The following is an 18,258-nucleotide window of genomic DNA, read 5'->3' as shown; positions in this document are numbered from 1 at the left end:
ATTCCTCCCGCGGCTTCAGCTGTTGAAGGGCATGTTGAAGTGCTTCAACAGTGCCTTAGCTTCAGCGTCGTTATCAGCCGTGGTTGTGATAATGATGTCCATGCCCCAGACTTCGTCGACTTTGTCGAAGTTGATCTCAGGGAATACGATGTGCTCTTTCATGCCCATGGCATAGTTGCCACGGCCGTCGAAAGATTTGCCAGATACACCGCGGAAGTCGCGGATACGAGGCATAGCAATCGTGGTCAGACGATCAAGGAATTCATACATACGGTCGCCACGCAGTGTTACCTTTGTGCCCATCGGCATGTCTTCGCGAACGCGGAAACCAGCGATAGAGTTTTTGGCACGGGTAATAACAGCGTTTTGGCCTGCGATGAGGGTCAGATCTTCCTGAGCCGATTTGGCTTTCTTGGAGTCTTTGACCGCTTCCGCACCACAACCGATGTTCAGAACGATTTTGTCCAGACGTGGGATCTGCATGTCGTTTTTATAGCCGAACTCTTCTTTCAGAGCGGCACGAATGCTGTCTTTGTACTGGGTTTTCAGACGCGGGGTGTAGTTTGCAGAATCAAGCATCGATCACGTCCCCTGTGGTTTTTGCGAAACGAACCTTTTTGCCGTCTTCAACTTTGAAGCCAACGCGGGTCGGTTTGCCGTTTTTGTCCAGGAACGCCAGGTTTGACAACTCAACAGGTACCGCTTTAGGAATGCGGCCGCCTTGGGCTGTCTGGCTTTGACGTGTGTGGCGGATCGCCATGTTGACGCCCTCCACAATTGCTTTGCCAGCAGTTGGGTCAACCGAGGAGATCATTCCCTCTTTGCCCTTATCTTTGCCAGCAATGACAACAACCTTGTCACCGGTTTTCAACTTAGCAGCCATCTTACAGCACCTCCGGGGCGAGTGAGACGATCTTCATGAAGTTCTTGGCGCGCAGCTCACGAACAACAGGTCCGAAGATCCGTGTTCCAACCGGCTCGCCTGCGGTATTCAAGATAACGGCGGCGTTACGGTCAAAGCTGATTGCTGTACCGTCAGCGCGACGGATTTCTTTTGCGGTCCGAACAACAACGGCCTTACGGACGTCGCCTTTCTTTACGCGGCCACGTGGAATGGCTTCTTTCACGGAAACGACGATGATATCACCCACCGACGCATATTTCCGTTTAGAACCACCCAGGACCTTGATGCACTGAACTCGGCGTGCGCCGGAGTTGTCAGCGACATCCAGATTGGTCTGCATCTGGATCATATGGTTTCTCCCGACCTGTGGGGGCTGTTCTCGTTAGATCCCCCAGGGTTTCGCTCAATACTGTTTGGTCTTTTGGCTTACGCCTCCAGAACCTCCCAGCGTTTCGTTTTCGATCTAGGCGCACATTCGATGATACGAACTGCATCGCCTACTTTGAAAGCGTTCTTTTCATCGTGAGCCCGGTACTTTTTGGACTTACGGATGGTTTTCTGCATCACAGGGTGTTTGAAACGACGTTCAACAGAAACAGTGATCGTTTGTTCATTGGCGTCGCTTGTCACGGTGCCGGATAGAATTCGCTTGGGCATCTGTCAGGCTCCCTTATTCTGCTGCCGCAGCAGCGGCTTTTTCGTTCAAGATGGTCAGAACACGTGCAGCTTTGCGACGTGCAGTTTTCATCTGTGCCGGGTTTTCCAGTTGGCCAGTTGCGGCCTGAAAGCGCAGGTTGAACTGCTCTTTCTTCAGGTTAACCAGTTCCTCACGGAGCTGATCCGGCGTCTTATCTCTTAGTTCAGTGGCGCTCATTCGCCTATCCTTCCTCAAAACATCAGAAGGCCCCTGTTACAGGGTCACCTTGGACCTGATGGATGAAATACAAAACACACGAATCCCGGTGACCCGGACTCCGCGCGATGTGTCCCTATAAGGGAGAGTCGTTGAGGGGGCAAGGGGTTTGTTGCGTACATGTTGTACAGGCTGTACGCGGGTTTGGTACGCAATACACTGTACCGCCCTTCTGCCCATGTAAGATGAAACAAGTCTGGACGAAACACAAGGTTTCCGTGCTAGGCTTTAGCCATGACAGACGCCATCAAATCCATGCAGCTTTATCCCCGGGCCGAGAGGCTTTTGGATGATCTGGCAGCCATCGGGATCGATGATCAGACATCCCTAGATGTAGAGACCCTCAACCGGTTTGATCAGTTGCACTATCATGGAACCGAAGCGCTGGACGTGGCAATTACCCAGACGGGAATGAAAACCGGGGAGCAGGTGCTGGAAATCGGATCAGGCTGGGGTGGATGCGCGCGCTATCTGGCGCATCGGTCCGGGGCGCATGTCACGGCGGTGGAACTGCAGGACGACTACAACCGCGTTGCGCAGGATCTGACCAACCGGACGGGGTTGGCACAAGGTGTCACCCATCTGAATGCGGATTTTCTAAAGGCGCCCCTGCCCCGGCATGGTTTTGACCATGCGGTCAGTTGGCTGGCGCTGTTTCATATTCCCGATCGAGCGCGGTATTTGGGGAAGATTTATGAGGCCTTGAAACCGGGCGGTGATTTCTATGCGGAAGATCTTTATCTGATCGCTCCACCGGATCCGGCAGAGCAAGAAGATTTTCAACGCCATCTGTTTCCAAACTCACTGATTGATATTGAGAGCTACCACGCGACGCTGCGCGATGCAGGGTTTGAGATTGCCGACAGCACTGACATGACTGAAGATTGGGCCACGTTCACGGCCACCCGCCTGAAGGCCTTTCGCGAGGGGCGCGCCGATTATGAAGCGGTCCATGGAGCCGATGGGTATCGGGTGATCGAGACGTTCTATGACAAGATGGCTGGGTATTTTGCGCGAGGATTGGTTGGCGGGATAAGATTTCGGGCGCGGCGGTAGAATTTGTCCATGCCCGGAATCAAGCGCGAAGCGCGCCGGGCAGAGCCCGACTGCCCAATGGGCGGGATCCTTTGCGAGGTTTCATTAAAAAATAATCCTAGGATCCAGGGTGCACGATAAAGTGTATTCCAAATTGCGTTGCGATGCCCACCCGCGATCGGGTATCGCCTTTTCGTTCCCAAGAGAAGCGTTGCAATGCGAGTCCTAACAGTCTTAAAACGTCAAAATTAGCTGGTCAGATCTAATTAGTCGAAGTGATAAGTGTAAATTTCCCATTAAAGTTTGTGAGCGCATTGCATTGAAACTTTATACTTCTTCTCTCGTTTTTTCCGATGAAAAAACTCCCTCGGCAATGCTTTGTTTCGGAAGGTTTCTTTAAAACGTGGTAGCTGTATTCTCTTGAAGCACCCTTATTATAGACGACTGCACTTACCGTTGTAGCCCCAAACAACGGAGAGTCAGCTGACAAATTTTCTATAATCAATTGGTTCTTGATAGACGCATACCCCAGATACAATAATACTATGACCGCGACCCACCAAAACTTTAGTATATTGAATCCTGAGTTGCCCTTTTCACTTTTGACGCTCGTGACTTCAGATGGTGACAAATCATTGCTTTGCACTGCCGTTTCAACATCACTCGATAATTCAAACTTAATCTCATCAAATTCGTCTTTGGTAATTTCACCTTTTGCAAAGCGCTCCTTTGCTATTTCTAATGCCTTAGACACAATATTTCCTTTACTGAATTCACCTACTCCACGCTATCCGCAAGATTCATTCCGATCAACATGTTCTTAAGGATTGATATTCTTCGCCTTTTCATAGGCTCATGTCTGAGTGAATGACGGATCTTTCCTACCGATTGGATCAATATTTTGCATCGACACTGATAGTGTTAGATTAGGAATCTTCAGCTAAATATAAACCCATTGAACGATCATTATGCACCGCCTGTTCGGCCCTCAATCGCTCCTTCGGAGTGTTGCCAAGATGGCCTAGGCTCCGCCTGTTCGATCCTCATTGGCTCCACAGGAGCAAATGTCGCTACGCGAACCGGATCTCACTCCCATCTATAATTAAAACTCACGCTGATGCGGTCATCTTCGGACATGTTCATTGGGACCTCGTGACGCAGCCAGCTTTCCCATAGCAGGACATCGCCGACCTCGGGTTTGACGTAGATGAAGCTTTGCAATTCGCGGCGGGCGTCTTTGACGCGCACGGGCGCAGCCATCATCATGGCGGAACGCGGATCTTCGAGCTTCAGCGCGCTGGTGTCCGCAGGCATTGACACATAGGTGGTGCCGCTGATCACGGAATGCGGATGGATGTGCGAGGCGTGCATGCCGCCCTCGGGCAGGATGTTGATCCACAGATCTTCAAGCTTTAGCGCGCGACCATCGAGATCAAACTGCAGATCTTCGGCAAAGGCGGCGACATGGGCATCTAGTGATTTCACCAAATCCGCAAAGATTGGGAACCGCCATGGCAGATCGGTCAGAGACGCATAAGAGGTATAGCCCGGATAGGCGTTGGCCTCGCACCAGTCCTGTCCGGCCTCGTCATCCTCGGCGATGGAATAGCACGATGCCTCCATCTCTTGTGGGTCAATCGGCGCGCCCTGTTCAGACAAGGCAGCGCGGTACAGGCGGGTGGCGAAGAGCGATTCAATCTGTGACATGGCGCTGTCTTAGCCCACGTTTAATGCCGTGGCGAGTGGGAGCTTAATAATCGCGCCGTTTCTTGGCCCCGTCATAGAGGATATCCGCCCAAGTCTGATTGATATGGTCGCGCATTTCCACATCCTTTGGGTCCATATCCCGTTGGGGGCGTTCAAGCCGGTCAAAATTTCCGTGCGGATCTGTGCCCCGGATCAGTTGTGCACCAGTGCGGGTGATGGTTTGGACCACATGCGGTGGCATATAGGGTTGGATCACAAAGCCGATGCGGCGGTCATTGCTTTTGTTGGGTTGCGAGGCGTGAATCACCCGGGCGCTGTGGATCGACATCTGGCCCGGGCGCAGGGTGAGCGAGACCGCTTTGCTTTCATCGACATCCTGAACCTCTTGCCCACGGGTGAGGATATTGGTCTCTCCAAAGGTGTCGTTATGATCTTTGATCTCGCCCTGAGTGCCGGGGATCATCTGCATGCAGCCACTTTCATCGTTGCTGTGCGACAGCGCGACCCAGGCGGTGACGCCTACGTGCGGCTCGAGCCCCATATAGCGGGCATCCTGATGCCAGCTGACAAAGCCGGGGTCTTTGGGTTCCTTGATAAACAGAACCGTGCCGTAGTTCAGGATATCCGGGCCGATCAGATCTTCGATGGCATCGACCAGCGTTTCGTTATGCACGATCTCATCGAGACAGGTCAGGTTCAGGTGGGCGTTGTTGCGGGCCGCTCCTTCAAAGGCTTCGGGCCATTTCTCCTCGGCTGCTTCTAGTTCCTTGCGCAAGCGCAAGGCGTCTTCTTCCGAGAACACATCGATGGGGGCGACAAAGCCATCGCGGTGAAACGCTTCGATTTGCTCAGATGTCAGCTTCTTTCCCATAAGAGACCCCTTCCCTGTTATCTGGTCAGTTCCTCTTTTGACTGTCGGAAAAATCTTGCGACATCGCAATGTCGTTTATGAAAATGTCGTTTATGAACCAGTCTCATCAGCGGCATAAACACAAAGAAAAACCCCCGCCGGTGTCCCGACGGGGGTTTCTTGATCTCAAAGGGTGGGCAGTTTGCCCACCATCCGTTTACCAGTCTTCGCGAACAACGACGCGGGTTTTCACCGGCAGTTTCATCGCAGCAAGGCGCAGGGCCTCCATGGCAATCGCTTCGCCAACACCGTCGATTTCGAACATGATGCGGCCAGGTTTGACCTTGCATGCCCAATAATCAACAGAACCTTTACCTTTACCCATCCGAACTTCGGTTGGCTTCGAGGTGACAGGTACGTCTGGGAAAATACGGATCCAGACACGGCCTTGACGTTTCATGTGACGGGTCATGGCACGACGAGCAGCCTCGATCTGACGCGCTGTAACGCGCTCAGGCTGAGTTGCCTTCAGGCCATAAGTACCGAAGTTCAGGTCAGATCCGCCTTTGGCCAGACCGTGGATACGGCCCTTATGCTGCTTGCGGAACTTAGTACGCTTTGGTTGAAGCATGTTCTATTCCTTCTCAGCGACGGCCGCCAGCGCCACGGGGCGCGGCACCACGAGGGGCAGGACCATCTTGAAGTTCTTGGGCTTTACGGTCACGGGCAGCAGGGTCGTGCTCCATGATCTCGCCTTTGAAGATCCAGACTTTGATACCGATGATGCCATAGGCAGTTTCGGCTTCGACGTTTGCGTAATCGATGTCCGCACGCAGAGTGTGCAGAGGCACGCGACCTTCGCGGTACCATTCAGTACGTGCGATTTCCGCTCCACCAAGACGACCAGCAACGTTGACACGGATGCCCAGGGCGCCCATGCGCATTGCGTTTTGCACGGCACGTTTCATCGCACGACGAAACGACACACGACGCTCAAGCTGCTGAGCGATGGATTCACCCACCAGTTCAGCGTCCAGCTCAGGCTTGCGCACTTCAACGATGTTGAGGTGCAGCTCAGAGTCGGTCATGTTCGCCAGCTTTTTACGTAGGGTTTCGATATCGGCGCCTTTTTTGCCGATGATCACGCCCGGACGTGCTGTGTGAACGGTGACGCGACACTTTTTGTGCGGGCGTTCGATGATGACACGGCTAACACCGGCTTGTTTGCACTCTTTCTTGATGAAATCGCGCATGGCCAGATCTTCCAGCAGAAGATCACCGTAGTCTTTGGTGTCGGCATACCAGCGGCTGTCCCAGGTGCGGTTGACCTGAAGGCGCATGCCAATCGGATTGACTTTGTTACCCATTAGGCTTGCTCCTCAACTTGACGAACCTTGATGGTCAGTTCTGAAAACGGCTTGCGCAGAGCGCCAAAGCGACCACGGGCCCGAGGGCGACCGCGTTTCATGACCAGGTTTTTCCCAACATAGGCTTCTGCCACGATCAGTTCATCCACATCCAAGTTGTGGTTGTTCTCAGCGTTGGCGATGGCCGACTGCAAGCACTTACGTACATCTGCCGCAATCCGCTTTTGGCTGAAGGTCAGGTCGTTAAGAGCCTTGTCTACCTTCTTGCCACGGATCATGGCCGCAACCAGGTTCAGTTTCTGCGGGCTAGTGCGAAGCATGCGCAGTTTTGCCATTGCTTCGTTGTCTGCCACGCGGCGGGGGTTCTTTTCCTTGCCCATGACTTACTTCCGCTTCGCTTTTTTATCGGCTGCGTGACCGTAATAGGTACGGGTTGGCGCATATTCACCGAATTTCTGACCAATCATGTCCTCGGAAACGTTGACCGGGATATGTTTCTTGCCGTTGTAAACGCCAAACGTCAGGCCCACGAATTGGGGCAGGATCGTCGAGCGACGCGACCAGATTTTGATAACTTCGTTGCGCCCGCTTTCGCGTGATGCTTCGGCCTTTTTCAGGACGTAGGCATCAACAAAGGGGCCTTTCCATACAGAACGTGCCATGTCTTAACGGCCCTTCTTCTTGGCGTGACGCGAGCGGATGATCAGCTTCTGCGACGCCTTGTTCTTGTTGCGGGTACGAGCACCTTTGGTTGGCTTACCCCAAGGTGTCACTGGGTGACGACCACCTGAAGTACGACCTTCACCACCACCGTGAGGGTGATCGATCGGGTTCATGACCACACCACGAACACTTGGGCGGATGCCCTTGTGACGCATACGGCCCGCTTTACCAAAGTTTTGGTTGCTGTTGTCAGGGTTTGACACGGCACCAACTGTGGCACGGCATTCCTGACGCACCATGCGCAGTTCGCCTGAGCTCAGACGGATCTGAGCGTACCCACCGTCACGACCAACAAACTGAGCATATGTACCAGCAGCACGTGCGATTTGACCGCCTTTGCCTGGTTTCAGTTCGATGTTGTGAACGATTGTACCGATTGGCATACCTGAGAATGGCATGCAGTTACCCGGCTTGATATCGGCCTTTGCAGCAGAGATGATCTGATCGCCAACCGCCAGACGCTGAGGCGCCAGAACGTAGGCTTGCTCGCCATCTGAGTACTTGACCAATGCGATGAATGCGGTCCGGTTCGGGTCATATTCGATCCGTTCAACGGTTGCCGCTACATCTACTTTGTTCCGTTTGAAATCAACGACGCGATAGAGGCGTTTCGCCCCACCCCCACGACGACGTGAGGTAATCCGCCCGGTGTTGTTCCGTCCGCCCGATTTAGTCAAACCCTCTGTGAGAGATTTGACAGGACGTCCTTTCCACAGCTCCGAACGGTCGATCAGCACCAGCCCACGCTGGCCTGGCGTCGTCGGCTTATACGACTTAAGTGCCATGCTTTCTGTCTTCCGTTAGCTAACAGCAGGCCCCTATTTGGGTGTCCCGCCTATATGTAAGGCCCCCGTAGGTGCCAAGTTTATAAGGCCCCGAAGGTCCCCGGTTCAAAATATCATGAGGCCCCGGAACGAATCCGAGGCCCTAAGACTTGGCTCGTGTAGTTCAGAGTCGCACCCGGGTCAAGCGTTTGCCCAAGAAATATTGGGGTTTCACGCCGTTTGCGGCAAAGCGCGAGCGCCAGACCGCGGGATGGCGACAGGACCTCTGTGCAGGCCCGTTTATCCCTGCCAAATCCGCGGGCTTTAGTGTGTGCCACACCCGTTGCTAAATCGCCAGCCCTCGCGGGCGGTCTGGCGATAGCGCGGCGGCCTGACGGCCTTGATTCCGCGCTAGTGTGTGGGCGGGCAAAGGCTACGCCCCAAAAGCAAAAGCCCCCGCGTGAGCGAGGGCTTTCAATCTTGTCAAAGGGATCGCAATCAGAGTCCGGTGGACACGTCGATTGTGTTGCCTTCTTCCAGTGTGACATAGGCTTTTTTCACGTCTTTACGTGTACCCATTGTCCCACGGAAGCGCTTGTTTTTACCCTTCGTGATCGTGGTGTTAACCGCTTTGACCTTGACACCAAAGAGCGATTCAACCGCCTCTTTGATCTGTGGCTTTGAGCTGGCAATGGCCACTTCGAAAACAACGGCACCATTTTCAGAGGCCATAGTTGCTTTTTCTGTGACGACCGGCTTGCGGATCACGTCGTAATGTTCTGCTTTCGCGCTCATTTCAACCGAGCCTCCAGTGCTTCGATACCCGCTTTGGTGATGACGAGTGTATCACGCTTGAGGATATCATAAACATTTGCACCCATTGATGGCAGGATATCCAGACCTTCAATGTTGCGCGATGCTTTCAGAAATTCTTCGTTGACAGATGCGCCATCGATGACCAAAGCGCGCTTCCAACCAAGGTTTTTCACCTGTTTGGCCAGAGCAGCAGTTTTGCCTTCGGTTGCCGCGTCTTCAATGACCACCAGCTCGCCTGCAGCCATTTTGGCGGACAGAGCATGCTTGAGGCCCAACTTACGGAACTTCTTGGTCAGGTCGTGGCCGTGCGAACGCACAACTGGACCTTTGTAAACCCCACCACCGCGGAAGATAGGTGCAGAACGTGCGCCGTGGCGTGCGCCGCCGGTGCCTTTCTGACGATAGATCTTCTTGGTTGAGTAGCTTACTTCGGAGCGGGTTTTAACCTTGTGCGTCCCGGCTTGCGCATTGTTGCGCTGCCAGCGAACCACGCGGTGCAGAATGTCTGCACGTGGCTCAAGACCAAAGATTTCTTCGCCCAGATCAACGGAACCGGCTTTGCCGCCGTCGAGTTTAATGACATCAAGTTTCATTATGCTTCACCTCCATCGGCGGCAACGTCTGCGGCAGGAGCCTCAGCAGCTGGAGCAGCGGCGGATTTCAGGGCAGCTGGCAGAGGTGCGTTTTCAGGGAACGGTTTCTTAACCGCATCCTTGACAGTCACCCAACCACCTTTGGAACCAGGAACAGCGCCTTTGACCATGATCAGACCACGGTCTGCATCGGTTTTCACCACTTGCAGGTTCTGTGTTGTTACACGGGCAGCACCCATGTGACCGGCCATTTTCTTACCTTTGAAAACGCGGCCCGGATCCTGACACTGACCAGTTGAACCGTGTGAACGGTGGCTGATCGAAACACCGTGTGTCGCACGAAGACCACCAAAGTTGTGGCGTTTCATGGCACCGGCGAAACCTTTACCGATCGATGTGCCGGACACGTCAACGAATTGACCGTCAGCATAGTGATCAGCAGTGATTTCTTCACCAACAGCAATCAGGTTGTCAGGCGTGACGCGGAATTCCACGACTTTACGCTTAGGCTCTACTTTGGCTGTCGCGAAGTGGCCACGCATGGCCTGGCTTACGCGCTTAACCTTGGCTGTGCCGGCACCCAGCTGAACAGCGGAATAACCGTGCTCATCTGAAGTACGCTGCGCAACAACCTGCAGAGCGTCGAGTTGAAGAACGGTCACAGGGATCTGCTTTCCGTCTTCCATGAAAAGCCGGGTCATGCCGACTTTTTTAGCGATTACACCAGAGCGCAACATTCAGGAGCCCTCCTTAAACCGAGATCTGAACGTCAACGCCAGCCGCCAGGTCGAGCTTCATCAGCGCGTCCACGGTTTGTGGTGTTGGGTCAACGATGTCGAGCAGACGCTTGTGCGTGCGGATCTCGAACTGATCACGGGATTTCTTGTTCACGTGGGGACCACGCAGAACAGTGAATTTCTCGATCTTGTTTGGAAGCGGGATCGGACCGCGAACGTCTGCACCAGTGCGCTTGGCTGTATTGACGATCTCTTGTGTGCTGGCATCCAGTACACGATAGTCAAAAGCCTTGAGACGGATGCGAATGTTTTGGCTTTGCATTTCACATGCCTTTTATTAGGCGTTGAGGTTGAGAGGAAGATCCGCGACCACCGCAAACCCTCATCGAACCCAAAAAGCGGGAAACATCCCGCCTTCATGTTCTTCTTGAGAACTCGCGCGATATACAGGGGGAAATGGGGTGTGGCAAGAGATAAAAACTAGGATCTACTCCAAGTAATATGGCTTAATCCCACACTCATCAAACCATTTGGATGGAAGAACATTGAACATGACGCTTTCCTTCAATTCATACATGCCCATCGCTCGATAGCTCCACGCATATGGAACACAATCTTTCATTGCACCTGCATGAAGATAAAACTGCCAATCTCTCGGTGCATTATGGAGCGACACCCAAAACAGGTTTTGAAACACCCTGTCAGGTTCAAACTCTGCAATAGCTTGACGGCGTAAAACCTCCGCGTAGATGCCAACGAAAGCTACGGGCAAAATTACAAATATACTGATAGAAATTGATCGCTGTGCGCACTCTCCGTATTCGGCTTTCGGAAGCCTAAGGACAATCAGGTAAACAATCAGATATGAAATCACTAAACTAAAAATGGCCAAAACAAACCAATATGGAGCGCCAAGCCGATTACCCCAAAACAATCCAAAAGCTAAAAAGCGCCCAAAACCCCCAAAGACGATGATGCTAAGAAATATTAATGTAAGAAACGGTACTACAGTTTTTATTCCCGACCTTTTCAACAAAACTCTCGGCTCCATTAGTACCGATGTTATTGGTATAAATTACGCAGAAAGTTCGTATAATTCCCTTAGACTTATTCAATATATCCCTGCCAAAGCCGCGCGCTCTTTCAATGTCATGCTTGGGGTCGCCAAATCGCCGTGCCTCGGGGCGGCGTCGTCCATTGGGCTTGAACCAATGGCGCCTCAAATGGACAACCGATGCGCGGCGGCCTGCGGCCTTGATACCGCGCGGGTTTCTAGATGCTACGGTACCAACAAAAAAGGGCTCCCTGATGGGAGCCCTTTCTGTCGTGTAATCGCTGTTGCGCGTTACGCGAGGATTTTGGCAACCACGCCGGCGCCGACGGTGCGGCCACCTTCGCGGATCGCGAAGCGCAGACCGTCTTCCATCGCAATCGGTGCGATCAGATCAACTTCGAACTTAAGGTTGTCACCAGGCATAACCATTTCTGTGCCCTCTGGCAAAGTAACAGTACCGGTCACATCCGTTGTACGGAAGTAGAACTGTGGACGGTAGTTCGCGAAGAACGGCGTGTGACGGCCACCCTCATCTTTGGTCAGAATATAGGCTTCTGCCTCGAACTTGGTGTGCGGTGTCACGCTTCCTGGCTTACACAGAACCTGACCACGCTCAACGCCGTCACGGTCGATACCGCGCAACAGGGCGCCGATGTTGTCACCAGCTTCACCACGATCCAGCAGTTTGCGGAACATTTCAACACCGGTACAGGTGGTGGTTTTGGTGTCGCGGATACCAACGATTTCGATGCTGTCGCCAACATTGATCACGCCACGCTCAACACGGCCAGTGACAACAGTACCACGACCCGAGATCGAGAATACGTCCTCAACCGGCATCAGGAATGGCTGGTCAACTGCACGTGCAGGGGTTGGGATGTATTCGTCAACCGCTGCCATCAGTTTTTTGATCGACTCTTCGCCAATCTCTGGGTTCTTGCCTTCCATCGCGGCCAGAGCCGAACCAGGAATGACAGGAATGTCGTCGCCAGGATATTCGTACGAGCTCAGAAGCTCACGGATTTCCATTTCAACCAGTTCCAGCAGTTCTTCGTCGTCAACCTGATCAACTTTGTTCATGTAAACAACCATGTGCGGGATGCCAACCTGGCGACCCAGCAGGATGTGCTCGCGGGTCTGTGGCATTGGGCCATCAGCTGCGTTCACAACCAAGATCGCGCCATCCATCTGCGCCGCACCGGTGATCATGTTTTTCACATAGTCAGCGTGACCTGGGCAGTCAACGTGCGCGTAGTGACGACCTTCGGTCTCATACTCAACGTGCGCCGTTGAAATGGTGATGCCGCGGGCTTTTTCTTCGGGCGCGCCATCGATCTGGTCATACGCTTTGAAGTCACCAAAATACTTGGTGATGGCTGCCGTCAACGTCGTCTTGCCGTGGTCAACGTGACCAATCGTGCCGATGTTTACGTGTGGTTTTGAGCGATCAAACTTTTCCTTAGCCATATCTCAGGGCACCTTGCTTTGTTGGGGGGCCAAATCGGCCCAGTGATCTTCTGTGCGCGCACATATTGAGTCGCGCACAAAAAATCAAGTAATTCAGGACATCAGGTCGCATGCCACGACCATTTTTCTGCTCTTATATTAAACTCACGCTGTGCAGAGAGGTTTATCAGCTGTCTGACACGGCCTCGGGGGCAACAGCGGTGCCATCATTCGCCGCCTCTGTCCCTGCACCAACAGGCGCTAAAGGGGTCACTTCGATTTCAGACGTCGCATCAGGTGCAGTTCCAACCAATGTCGTTTGACCTGCTTTGTCGCCACCAAACCATTCGTGTTCAAAGTTCTGCTGTGCCAACCAAACCTCAAGCAGTTTCGCGGCATTGCGGCTGAGGTTTTCCATCTGTTCCTCGGCGGTTTGTGTCAGGCCAGAGCCCAGCAATACATCCCCGTCATGGGTTTCCAGCACGGTGATCTGATGCGGTGTTTCATTCAGTTTCTTGCTGGCCTCATCATCCCAGACCGTCACTTTGAAGATCAGAACGGATTTCGGCGAGGCCACAATTGGAACGCCGGGCACGGCCAGAACATACCCTTCGATACTGATGCCCAGATGATAAAGTTTGTCGCCATCATAACGACTGTAACGTTCATCTATCGCGCCTTTAAGCGAAGCGATCCAGTCCTCGGTTTCTGCCGGACGTGAGCCGGGACCCTTGGTGATATTCGGCGCCACCACCACATTATGCCCCAGATGAAAATCGCCCAAGTTGTCCGGATCTTTATCCAGGTCATTCGGATTGGTACAGGCCACCAACAAAGAGGTCGCAAAGAACAGGCATAGCAGGCGAAGTATCGGCATTTTCATCAGGTCTCCTTACCTTTGCGATAGCGCAGGATGGGATTAGGTGCAATCATTAGCCCCAATATCAATTGCCTATTATATCTGGCCTAAGCGACCAAAAGGAGATCCATGACCAAAATCCGGCTTCCCGTCTCCGTTCCGCTTGTGTCAGAGCCGATGGGCGTTTTGACCAGCCTGGCTGCGGCGCGACGCAATATCTTATCGATCATTCCAAGTATTTCAGTAACCCAACCTATGGTTTCAGGCCGCACTGGCAAACGCTGGCATATGGTGATGGACCCGGCGGCGATCCGCCGAATGCTGTTGGAAAATCTGGATAATTACCCAAAGTCGCTTGTAACCAAGAACCTACTGAAGCCCGCGATTGGCGATTCACTGTTTATTGCTGAAGGCGCTCACTGGCGTTGGCAACGTCGCGCAGCAGCCCCTGCCTTTAGCCACCGCAACATGCTTAATCTGGCGCCCTTCATGACAGGTGCTGCCGAGCGGAGCAGTGCCCGTGTTAGGGACGCACAGGCCCAGCCGATTGATATGTTGCAAGACATGGTGAGCACCACCTTTGATGTAATCTCAGATGTGACCTTTTCGGGAGATGGGTCGTTTGATGGGGATGCCGTTCATCGCGGCATTGACGCCTACATCGAAGAGGCCGGGAAAATATCTTTGTTTGATATTCTGGGACTCCCCGATTGGGTGCCCCGACCTGGGCGAATGTTTTCTGGCCAATCTCTCAAGCAGATGAAGCACATCGCCGATGACGCGGTTGAGGCCCGGCGCAAACGCGGCCCCAAGGATGTGCCTGACCTGCTGGATCTGCTTTTGGATGGTGAGGATACAGAAACCAAACGCCGGATGAATACAGCCGAGCTGCGCGACAATCTGCTGACATTTATCGTAGCGGGGCACGAAACCACAGCGCTTACACTGGCGTGGTCGCTGTATCTGTGCGGCTTTGACCAAGATGTACAGGACCGCGCGAGGGCCGAGGCGCAAATTGTTTTGCAGGGGCGCGCGGCAACTGGTGAAGACGTGGCTAAGTTGCCGTTCATCCGTATGATCGCTGATGAAGCCCTACGGCTTTATCCGCCAGCTGGAATGATTTCGCGTACGGCGATGGCAGACGATACATTGTGTGGCCGCGAAGTGCGTAAGGGTGACACGGTGATCATTCCGATCTATGCGCTACACCGCAATCAGGTGTTATGGGAAGACGCTGATGCCTTTCGCCCGGAGCGATTTGCAGACCGCAAGGCGATTGAGCGCTATGCTTATCTGCCGTTCGGCGATGGGCCAAGGATCTGCATCGGCGCAAGTTTTGCTTTGCAAGAAGCGGTGATCATTCTGGCTACCCTTCTGTCGCGATTTAAATTCACTCCGGTCCCCGGATGCACCCCCAAACCAGTGATGATCATCACGCTAAGGCCAGAGGGAGGCGTGTGGCTAAATGCAGAGCCAGTTTGAAGTCTAGTACGCGGGCGCAGCAAGCTGTGCCGGCAAACACGCCTGCGACAGCTTTCAACCACCTAGCTGCGTACGCATAGCTTGATAAACAACTGCCGTAGCAACGTTGGCCAAGTTCAGCGACCGGACACGTTTATCAAGCATTGGTAAATTGAATACGCGGTCATCCATACCATCTAGTATAGTGGCTGGCAGACCCGCAGACTCACACCCGAAAACCAAATATGCATCACGTTGATATTCTGGGGCATAAAGGGTCTGTGCGCCGTCTTCCTCAAAGAAATACAGGCTTTCGCGCGGTGGTCTTCTGTCATCTAAAAAGCTTTGCCAGTTGTCATATTCGCACAGATCAACATGCTTCCAGTAATCCGTTCCAGCGCGCCGCACTGATTTTTCGTCAAGGGAAAACCCGTAAGGTTTTATCAGGATCAGCTCCAGATTTAATGCTACACAGGTCCGTCCGATCGCACCCGTATTGTAAGGGATTTCAGGTGTTACCAATACCATTTTCATGCGCAGGTCAGACATCAGATGTGTGGGCTTTCTAAGTCGCGGGCATAGGGTCGGCCCAACATTCGCCTCCTGTTAGCCTAACTAAGGGAACCTTAACAACGACAACTTTACTGCTGCAAGAATCGCAAGGTGCCATTCACTGTTATGGAAACGCTTTTTGTGCTCAAAGTGGATATTTAAGTAAACCTGTTGTTTCTTGGGAACCCACGCGGCGCCATGCGACCGGCGCTGGCGCGTTTGCCTTGCCATTCGGCTAGGTTTGTCTCGGTCCGGGTACGTCCGGCCGGATCAAGCCAGCTGAGACCTTCTTCCAACGCAAACGTGGTCGCGTCAGACAGGCCGCCATCTTTGTATTTCTGCAATCGCACACCTTTGCCGCGACCCATCTCGGGCAGCTCGTCCAGCGCAAAGACCAGCACCTTGCGATTTTCACCGACACAGGCGACATGATCGCCCGCTACCGGATGACAGACACTGGCGCGCACGTCGTCCTTGACGTTCAGCACCTGTTTACCCGTGCGGGTCTGGGCAATGACGTCATCCTCGGCTACGACAAACCCATCCCCCGCATCAGAGGCCACCAGCAGTTTGCGGCCAGGTGCGTGGATGAAGAGATCAACAATCTCGGCCTCGTTTGGCAGATCGACCATCAGGCGCAAGGGTTCGCCCATGCCGCGCCCGCCGGGAAGATTTGCAGCTGAAACGGTATAGAACCGCCCGTTAGAGCCAAATGCCAGCAATCTGTCGGTGGTTTCGGCGTGGAACATAAAGCGCGGACCATCACCGTCTTTGAACTTCAGCTCGCGCGTCAGATCAATGTGCCCGGTCATGGCCCGGACCCAGCCCATTTCCGAGCAAACCACTGTGATCGGCTCTTTGTCGATCATCGCTTCCAGCGGCACCTCTTCGATCTCGGTTGCCTCTGAGAAATGCGTCAGACGCTGACCACGTTCGTAATCCTTGCCAAAGGTTTTCTTAACCTCTTTCAGCTGGTCAGAAATGGCGGTCCATTGCAGATCGTCGCTTTCCAACAAATCCTCAAGCCCAGCGCGCTCTTCCATCAGGGCGTCGCGTTCCTTAGTCAGCTCGATCTCTTCGAGACGGCGCAAGGAGCGTAGGCGCATGTTGAGGATTGCCTCGGCCTGCACATCGGTCAGGCCATCGGCACCGTCGGCGCGTGGCGGCACGTAATCAGCCTCGGACGTGGCGCGGACGAAATCGCGCCCCCAGTCCTCTCGCATCAACGCATCTTTGGGGCCGTCATCATAGCGGATGATATCGATAACTCGATCCAGATTGAGAAATGCCACGATCAGACCTTCGAGCACCTCGAGCCGGTGATCGATCTTTTCCATCCGGTGTTTGGAACGGCGGACCAGAACCTCTTGCCGGAAATCGAGGAAGGCGCGCAGCACTTCCTTGAGCGAGCAGACCTTGGGTGTAACACCATCGATCAACACGTTCATGTTCAGGCTGAACCGCACCTCAAGATCCGAAGTGCGATAGAGCATGTTCATCAACACTTCGGGATCAACGTTTTTCGAGCGCGGCTCCAGAATCAGGCGCACGTCTTCGGCGCTTTCATCGCGGACATCACCCAGAATTGGGATCTTCTTGGTCTGGATTGCTTCGGCGATTTTTTCGATCAGCTTGGATTTTTGGACCTGATACGGGATCTCGGTGACAACAATCTGCCATTGACCACGGCCGAGATCTTCGACTTCCCACTTGCAGCGCAATCGGAAAGAACCGCGCCCGGTGCGATAGGCTTGTGCGATGTTTTCACGGGGCTCGACAATTACACCGCCAGTCGGAAAATCCGGGCCGGGGATATAGTTAAGCAAGGTATCATCGCGCGCATCTGGCACCTTGATGAGATGCAGGCAGGCATCAACGGTTTCCGAAATATTGTGCGGCGGGATGTTCGTCGCCATTCCCACCGCGATACCGGATGAGCCATTCGCCAACAGATTCGGAAAGGACGCGGGCAACACGACAGGTTCTGTCAGTGTGCCATCATAGTTTTCGCGAAAATCAACCGCGTTTTCATTGAGACCTGTGAGCAGCGCCTCGGCAACCACAGTCATCCGTGCCTCAGTGTAACGACTGGCAGCCGGGTTATCGCCATCGATGTTGCCAAAGTTCCCCTGCCCGTCCACGAGCGGATAGCGCACGGCAAAATCCTGAGCCAAGCGCGCCATGGCGTCATAGATCGCGGCATCGCCATGCGGGTGGTAGTTGCCCATCACATCGCCGCTGATCTTGGCCGATTTGCGGAAACCCCCATTGGAGGCCAGCTTCAGCTCGCGCATGGCATAAAGGATTCGCCGATGTACCGGCTTCAGTCCGTCACGCGCATCGGGCAAAGCCCGGTGCATGATTGTGCTGAGCGCATAGGTCAGATAGCGCTCGCCAATGGCGCGACGCAGAGGTTCAGCAACAAGTTCAGCGCCCATATTGGGGTCATCAAGTAGGTCAGTCATAGATGATGTGTA

The 18,258-nt window shown here is 53.6% G+C and carries 24 protein-coding genes; 2 read left to right on the top strand and 22 right to left on the bottom strand.

Features of this window, described 5'->3' with window-relative positions:
• Positions 1-15: 15 nt before the first annotated feature.
• The 5 genes from rplE to rpmC form a co-directional block, all read right to left on the bottom strand.
• On the bottom strand, positions 16-579 hold the full coding sequence (rplE, locus tag D9A02_RS08620; RefSeq protein WP_120500588.1) for a 50S ribosomal protein L5: 564 nt from the start codon (positions 577-579) through the stop codon (positions 16-18).
• Entirely contained in the window at positions 572-883 is a 312-nt protein-coding gene (gene rplX, locus D9A02_RS08615; protein ID WP_120500587.1) for a 50S ribosomal protein L24, read from the bottom strand. Before rplX ends, rplE begins: the two co-directional genes overlap by 8 nt.
• 1 nt (position 884) lies before the next feature.
• Entirely contained in the window at positions 885-1,253 is a 369-nt protein-coding gene (rplN, locus tag D9A02_RS08610) for a 50S ribosomal protein L14 (RefSeq protein WP_085807394.1), read from the bottom strand.
• Positions 1,254-1,330: 77 nt separating this feature from the next.
• Positions 1,331-1,561: a 30S ribosomal protein S17 gene (gene rpsQ / locus D9A02_RS08605; protein WP_120500586.1), complete on the bottom strand. Its 231-nt coding sequence runs from the start codon at positions 1,559-1,561 to the stop codon at positions 1,331-1,333.
• Positions 1,562-1,574: 13 nt separating this feature from the next.
• On the bottom strand, positions 1,575-1,778 hold the full coding sequence (rpmC, locus tag D9A02_RS08600) for a 50S ribosomal protein L29 (RefSeq protein WP_085807396.1): 204 nt from the start codon (positions 1,776-1,778) through the stop codon (positions 1,575-1,577).
• A 273-nt stretch (positions 1,779-2,051) separates the two neighbouring features.
• On the opposite strand from rpmC, the gene D9A02_RS08595 reads away from it, so the two are divergent.
• A complete protein-coding gene (locus D9A02_RS08595) occupies positions 2,052-2,873 on the top strand; it encodes a cyclopropane-fatty-acyl-phospholipid synthase family protein (RefSeq protein ID WP_120500585.1) in 822 nt (273 codons plus the stop codon).
• Positions 2,874-3,114: 241 nt separating this feature from the next.
• On the opposite strand, the gene D9A02_RS08590 is transcribed toward D9A02_RS08595, so the two are convergent.
• The 15 genes from D9A02_RS08590 to D9A02_RS08520 all read right to left on the bottom strand — a co-directional run bounded on the left by D9A02_RS08590 (position 3,115) and on the right by D9A02_RS08520 (position 13,792).
• The gene (locus tag D9A02_RS08590; protein ID WP_162933011.1) at positions 3,115-3,606 is read right to left on the bottom strand and encodes an SHOCT domain-containing protein; all 492 of its coding nucleotides are present in this window, start codon (positions 3,604-3,606) and stop codon (positions 3,115-3,117) included.
• A gap of 332 nt (positions 3,607-3,938) precedes the next feature.
• On the bottom strand, positions 3,939-4,559 hold the full coding sequence (locus tag D9A02_RS08585; RefSeq protein WP_120500583.1) for a 2OG-Fe(II) oxygenase family protein: 621 nt from the start codon (positions 4,557-4,559) through the stop codon (positions 3,939-3,941).
• Positions 4,560-4,602: 43 nt separating this feature from the next.
• Complete coding sequence (locus D9A02_RS08580; protein ID WP_120500582.1) at positions 4,603-5,430, bottom strand: phytanoyl-CoA dioxygenase family protein; 828 nt, start codon at positions 5,428-5,430, stop codon at positions 4,603-4,605.
• A gap of 196 nt (positions 5,431-5,626) precedes the next feature.
• Complete coding sequence (gene rplP / locus D9A02_RS08575; RefSeq protein WP_120500581.1) at positions 5,627-6,040, bottom strand: 50S ribosomal protein L16; 414 nt, start codon at positions 6,038-6,040, stop codon at positions 5,627-5,629.
• Positions 6,041-6,053: 13 nt separating this feature from the next.
• Positions 6,054-6,776, bottom strand: a complete 723-nt coding sequence (gene rpsC / locus D9A02_RS08570) for a 30S ribosomal protein S3 (protein ID WP_085807726.1) — start codon at positions 6,774-6,776, stop codon at positions 6,054-6,056.
• Positions 6,776-7,156, bottom strand: a complete 381-nt coding sequence (gene rplV / locus D9A02_RS08565) for a 50S ribosomal protein L22 (protein ID WP_085807727.1) — start codon at positions 7,154-7,156, stop codon at positions 6,776-6,778. The genes rpsC and rplV overlap by 1 nt, the downstream gene beginning before the upstream one ends.
• A 3-nt stretch (positions 7,157-7,159) precedes the next feature.
• The gene (gene rpsS, locus D9A02_RS08560; protein ID WP_085807728.1) at positions 7,160-7,438 is read right to left on the bottom strand and encodes a 30S ribosomal protein S19; all 279 of its coding nucleotides are present in this window, start codon (positions 7,436-7,438) and stop codon (positions 7,160-7,162) included.
• A gap of 3 nt (positions 7,439-7,441) precedes the next feature.
• A complete protein-coding gene (gene rplB, locus D9A02_RS08555) occupies positions 7,442-8,284 on the bottom strand; it encodes a 50S ribosomal protein L2 (protein ID WP_120500580.1) in 843 nt (280 codons plus the stop codon).
• A gap of 477 nt (positions 8,285-8,761) precedes the next feature.
• The gene (locus tag D9A02_RS08550; protein WP_120500579.1) at positions 8,762-9,058 is read right to left on the bottom strand and encodes a 50S ribosomal protein L23; all 297 of its coding nucleotides are present in this window, start codon (positions 9,056-9,058) and stop codon (positions 8,762-8,764) included.
• The gene (gene rplD, locus D9A02_RS08545) at positions 9,055-9,672 is read right to left on the bottom strand and encodes a 50S ribosomal protein L4 (RefSeq protein ID WP_120500578.1); all 618 of its coding nucleotides are present in this window, start codon (positions 9,670-9,672) and stop codon (positions 9,055-9,057) included. Before rplD ends, D9A02_RS08550 begins: the two co-directional genes overlap by 4 nt.
• Positions 9,672-10,409, bottom strand: a complete 738-nt coding sequence (gene rplC / locus D9A02_RS08540; RefSeq protein ID WP_120500577.1) for a 50S ribosomal protein L3 — start codon at positions 10,407-10,409, stop codon at positions 9,672-9,674. Before rplC ends, rplD begins: the two co-directional genes overlap by 1 nt.
• Before the next feature lie 13 nt (positions 10,410-10,422).
• Positions 10,423-10,731 carry a 30S ribosomal protein S10 gene (rpsJ, locus tag D9A02_RS08535; protein WP_057795293.1) on the bottom strand — a complete coding sequence of 103 codons (309 nt, stop codon included), beginning with the start codon at positions 10,729-10,731 and terminating at the stop codon, positions 10,423-10,425.
• Positions 10,732-10,896: 165 nt separating this feature from the next.
• Positions 10,897-11,445 (bottom strand): hypothetical protein, encoded by a 549-nt coding sequence (locus tag D9A02_RS08530; protein ID WP_120500576.1) that lies wholly within the window; start codon positions 11,443-11,445, stop codon positions 10,897-10,899.
• Positions 11,446-11,754: 309 nt separating this feature from the next.
• A complete protein-coding gene (gene tuf, locus D9A02_RS08525; RefSeq protein ID WP_120500575.1) occupies positions 11,755-12,930 on the bottom strand; it encodes an elongation factor Tu in 1,176 nt (391 codons plus the stop codon).
• Positions 12,931-13,096: 166 nt separating this feature from the next.
• A complete protein-coding gene (locus tag D9A02_RS08520; protein WP_216824956.1) occupies positions 13,097-13,792 on the bottom strand; it encodes a hypothetical protein in 696 nt (231 codons plus the stop codon).
• Between the two features lie 105 nt (positions 13,793-13,897).
• Between D9A02_RS08520 and D9A02_RS08515 the strand changes: the two genes are divergently transcribed.
• Positions 13,898-15,250, top strand: a complete 1,353-nt coding sequence (locus D9A02_RS08515; RefSeq protein ID WP_120500574.1) for a cytochrome P450 — start codon at positions 13,898-13,900, stop codon at positions 15,248-15,250.
• A gap of 54 nt (positions 15,251-15,304) precedes the next feature.
• Here D9A02_RS08515 and D9A02_RS08510 read toward each other — a convergent pair whose 3' ends face one another.
• Complete coding sequence (locus tag D9A02_RS08510; RefSeq protein WP_120500573.1) at positions 15,305-15,778, bottom strand: tRNA (cytidine(34)-2'-O)-methyltransferase; 474 nt, start codon at positions 15,776-15,778, stop codon at positions 15,305-15,307.
• Positions 15,779-15,939: 161 nt separating this feature from the next.
• Positions 15,940-18,246 carry a DNA topoisomerase IV subunit A gene (locus D9A02_RS08505; protein WP_120500572.1) on the bottom strand — a complete coding sequence of 769 codons (2,307 nt, stop codon included), beginning with the start codon at positions 18,244-18,246 and terminating at the stop codon, positions 15,940-15,942.
• Positions 18,247-18,258: the final 12 nt, after the last annotated feature.

The sequence above is a fragment of the Roseovarius sp. EL26 genome (genome assembly GCF_900327775.1).
Lineage (GTDB): Bacteria > Pseudomonadota > Alphaproteobacteria > Rhodobacterales > Rhodobacteraceae > Roseovarius.
This window is presented reverse-complemented; position numbering and strand designations above follow the sequence as displayed.

Excerpts from the sequence above, each read along its gene's own strand:
- rplE (WP_120500588.1), bottom strand. The coding sequence starts at position 579 with ATGCTTGATTCTGCAAACTACACCCCGCGTCTGAAAACCCAGTACAAA.
- rplX (WP_120500587.1), bottom strand. The coding sequence starts at position 883 with ATGGCTGCTAAGTTGAAAACCGGTGACAAGGTTGTTGTCATTGCTGGC.
- rplN (WP_085807394.1), bottom strand. The coding sequence starts at position 1,253 with ATGATCCAGATGCAGACCAATCTGGATGTCGCTGACAACTCCGGCGCA.
- rpsQ (WP_120500586.1), bottom strand. The coding sequence starts at position 1,561 with ATGCCCAAGCGAATTCTATCCGGCACCGTGACAAGCGACGCCAATGAA.
- rpmC (WP_085807396.1), bottom strand. The coding sequence starts at position 1,778 with ATGAGCGCCACTGAACTAAGAGATAAGACGCCGGATCAGCTCCGTGAG.
- D9A02_RS08595 (WP_120500585.1), top strand. The coding sequence starts at position 2,052 with ATGACAGACGCCATCAAATCCATGCAGCTTTATCCCCGGGCCGAGAGG.
- D9A02_RS08585 (WP_120500583.1), bottom strand. The coding sequence starts at position 4,559 with ATGTCACAGATTGAATCGCTCTTCGCCACCCGCCTGTACCGCGCTGCC.
- D9A02_RS08580 (WP_120500582.1), bottom strand. The coding sequence starts at position 5,430 with ATGGGAAAGAAGCTGACATCTGAGCAAATCGAAGCGTTTCACCGCGAT.
- rplP (WP_120500581.1), bottom strand. The coding sequence starts at position 6,040 with ATGCTTCAACCAAAGCGTACTAAGTTCCGCAAGCAGCATAAGGGCCGT.
- rpsC (WP_085807726.1), bottom strand. The coding sequence starts at position 6,776 with ATGGGTAACAAAGTCAATCCGATTGGCATGCGCCTTCAGGTCAACCGC.
- rplV (WP_085807727.1), bottom strand. The coding sequence starts at position 7,156 with ATGGGCAAGGAAAAGAACCCCCGCCGCGTGGCAGACAACGAAGCAATG.
- rpsS (WP_085807728.1), bottom strand. The coding sequence starts at position 7,438 with ATGGCACGTTCTGTATGGAAAGGCCCCTTTGTTGATGCCTACGTCCTG.
- rplB (WP_120500580.1), bottom strand. The coding sequence starts at position 8,284 with ATGGCACTTAAGTCGTATAAGCCGACGACGCCAGGCCAGCGTGGGCTG.
- D9A02_RS08550 (WP_120500579.1), bottom strand. The coding sequence starts at position 9,058 with ATGAGCGCGAAAGCAGAACATTACGACGTGATCCGCAAGCCGGTCGTC.
- rplD (WP_120500578.1), bottom strand. The coding sequence starts at position 9,672 with ATGAAACTTGATGTCATTAAACTCGACGGCGGCAAAGCCGGTTCCGTT.
- rplC (WP_120500577.1), bottom strand. The coding sequence starts at position 10,409 with ATGTTGCGCTCTGGTGTAATCGCTAAAAAAGTCGGCATGACCCGGCTT.
- rpsJ (WP_057795293.1), bottom strand. The coding sequence starts at position 10,731 with ATGCAAAGCCAAAACATTCGCATCCGTCTCAAGGCTTTTGACTATCGT.
- tuf (WP_120500575.1), bottom strand. The coding sequence starts at position 12,930 with ATGGCTAAGGAAAAGTTTGATCGCTCAAAACCACACGTAAACATCGGC.
- D9A02_RS08520 (WP_216824956.1), bottom strand. The coding sequence starts at position 13,792 with ATGAAAATGCCGATACTTCGCCTGCTATGCCTGTTCTTTGCGACCTCT.
- D9A02_RS08515 (WP_120500574.1), top strand. The coding sequence starts at position 13,898 with ATGACCAAAATCCGGCTTCCCGTCTCCGTTCCGCTTGTGTCAGAGCCG.
- D9A02_RS08510 (WP_120500573.1), bottom strand. The coding sequence starts at position 15,778 with ATGTCTGACCTGCGCATGAAAATGGTATTGGTAACACCTGAAATCCCT.
- D9A02_RS08505 (WP_120500572.1), bottom strand. The coding sequence starts at position 18,246 with ATGACTGACCTACTTGATGACCCCAATATGGGCGCTGAACTTGTTGCT.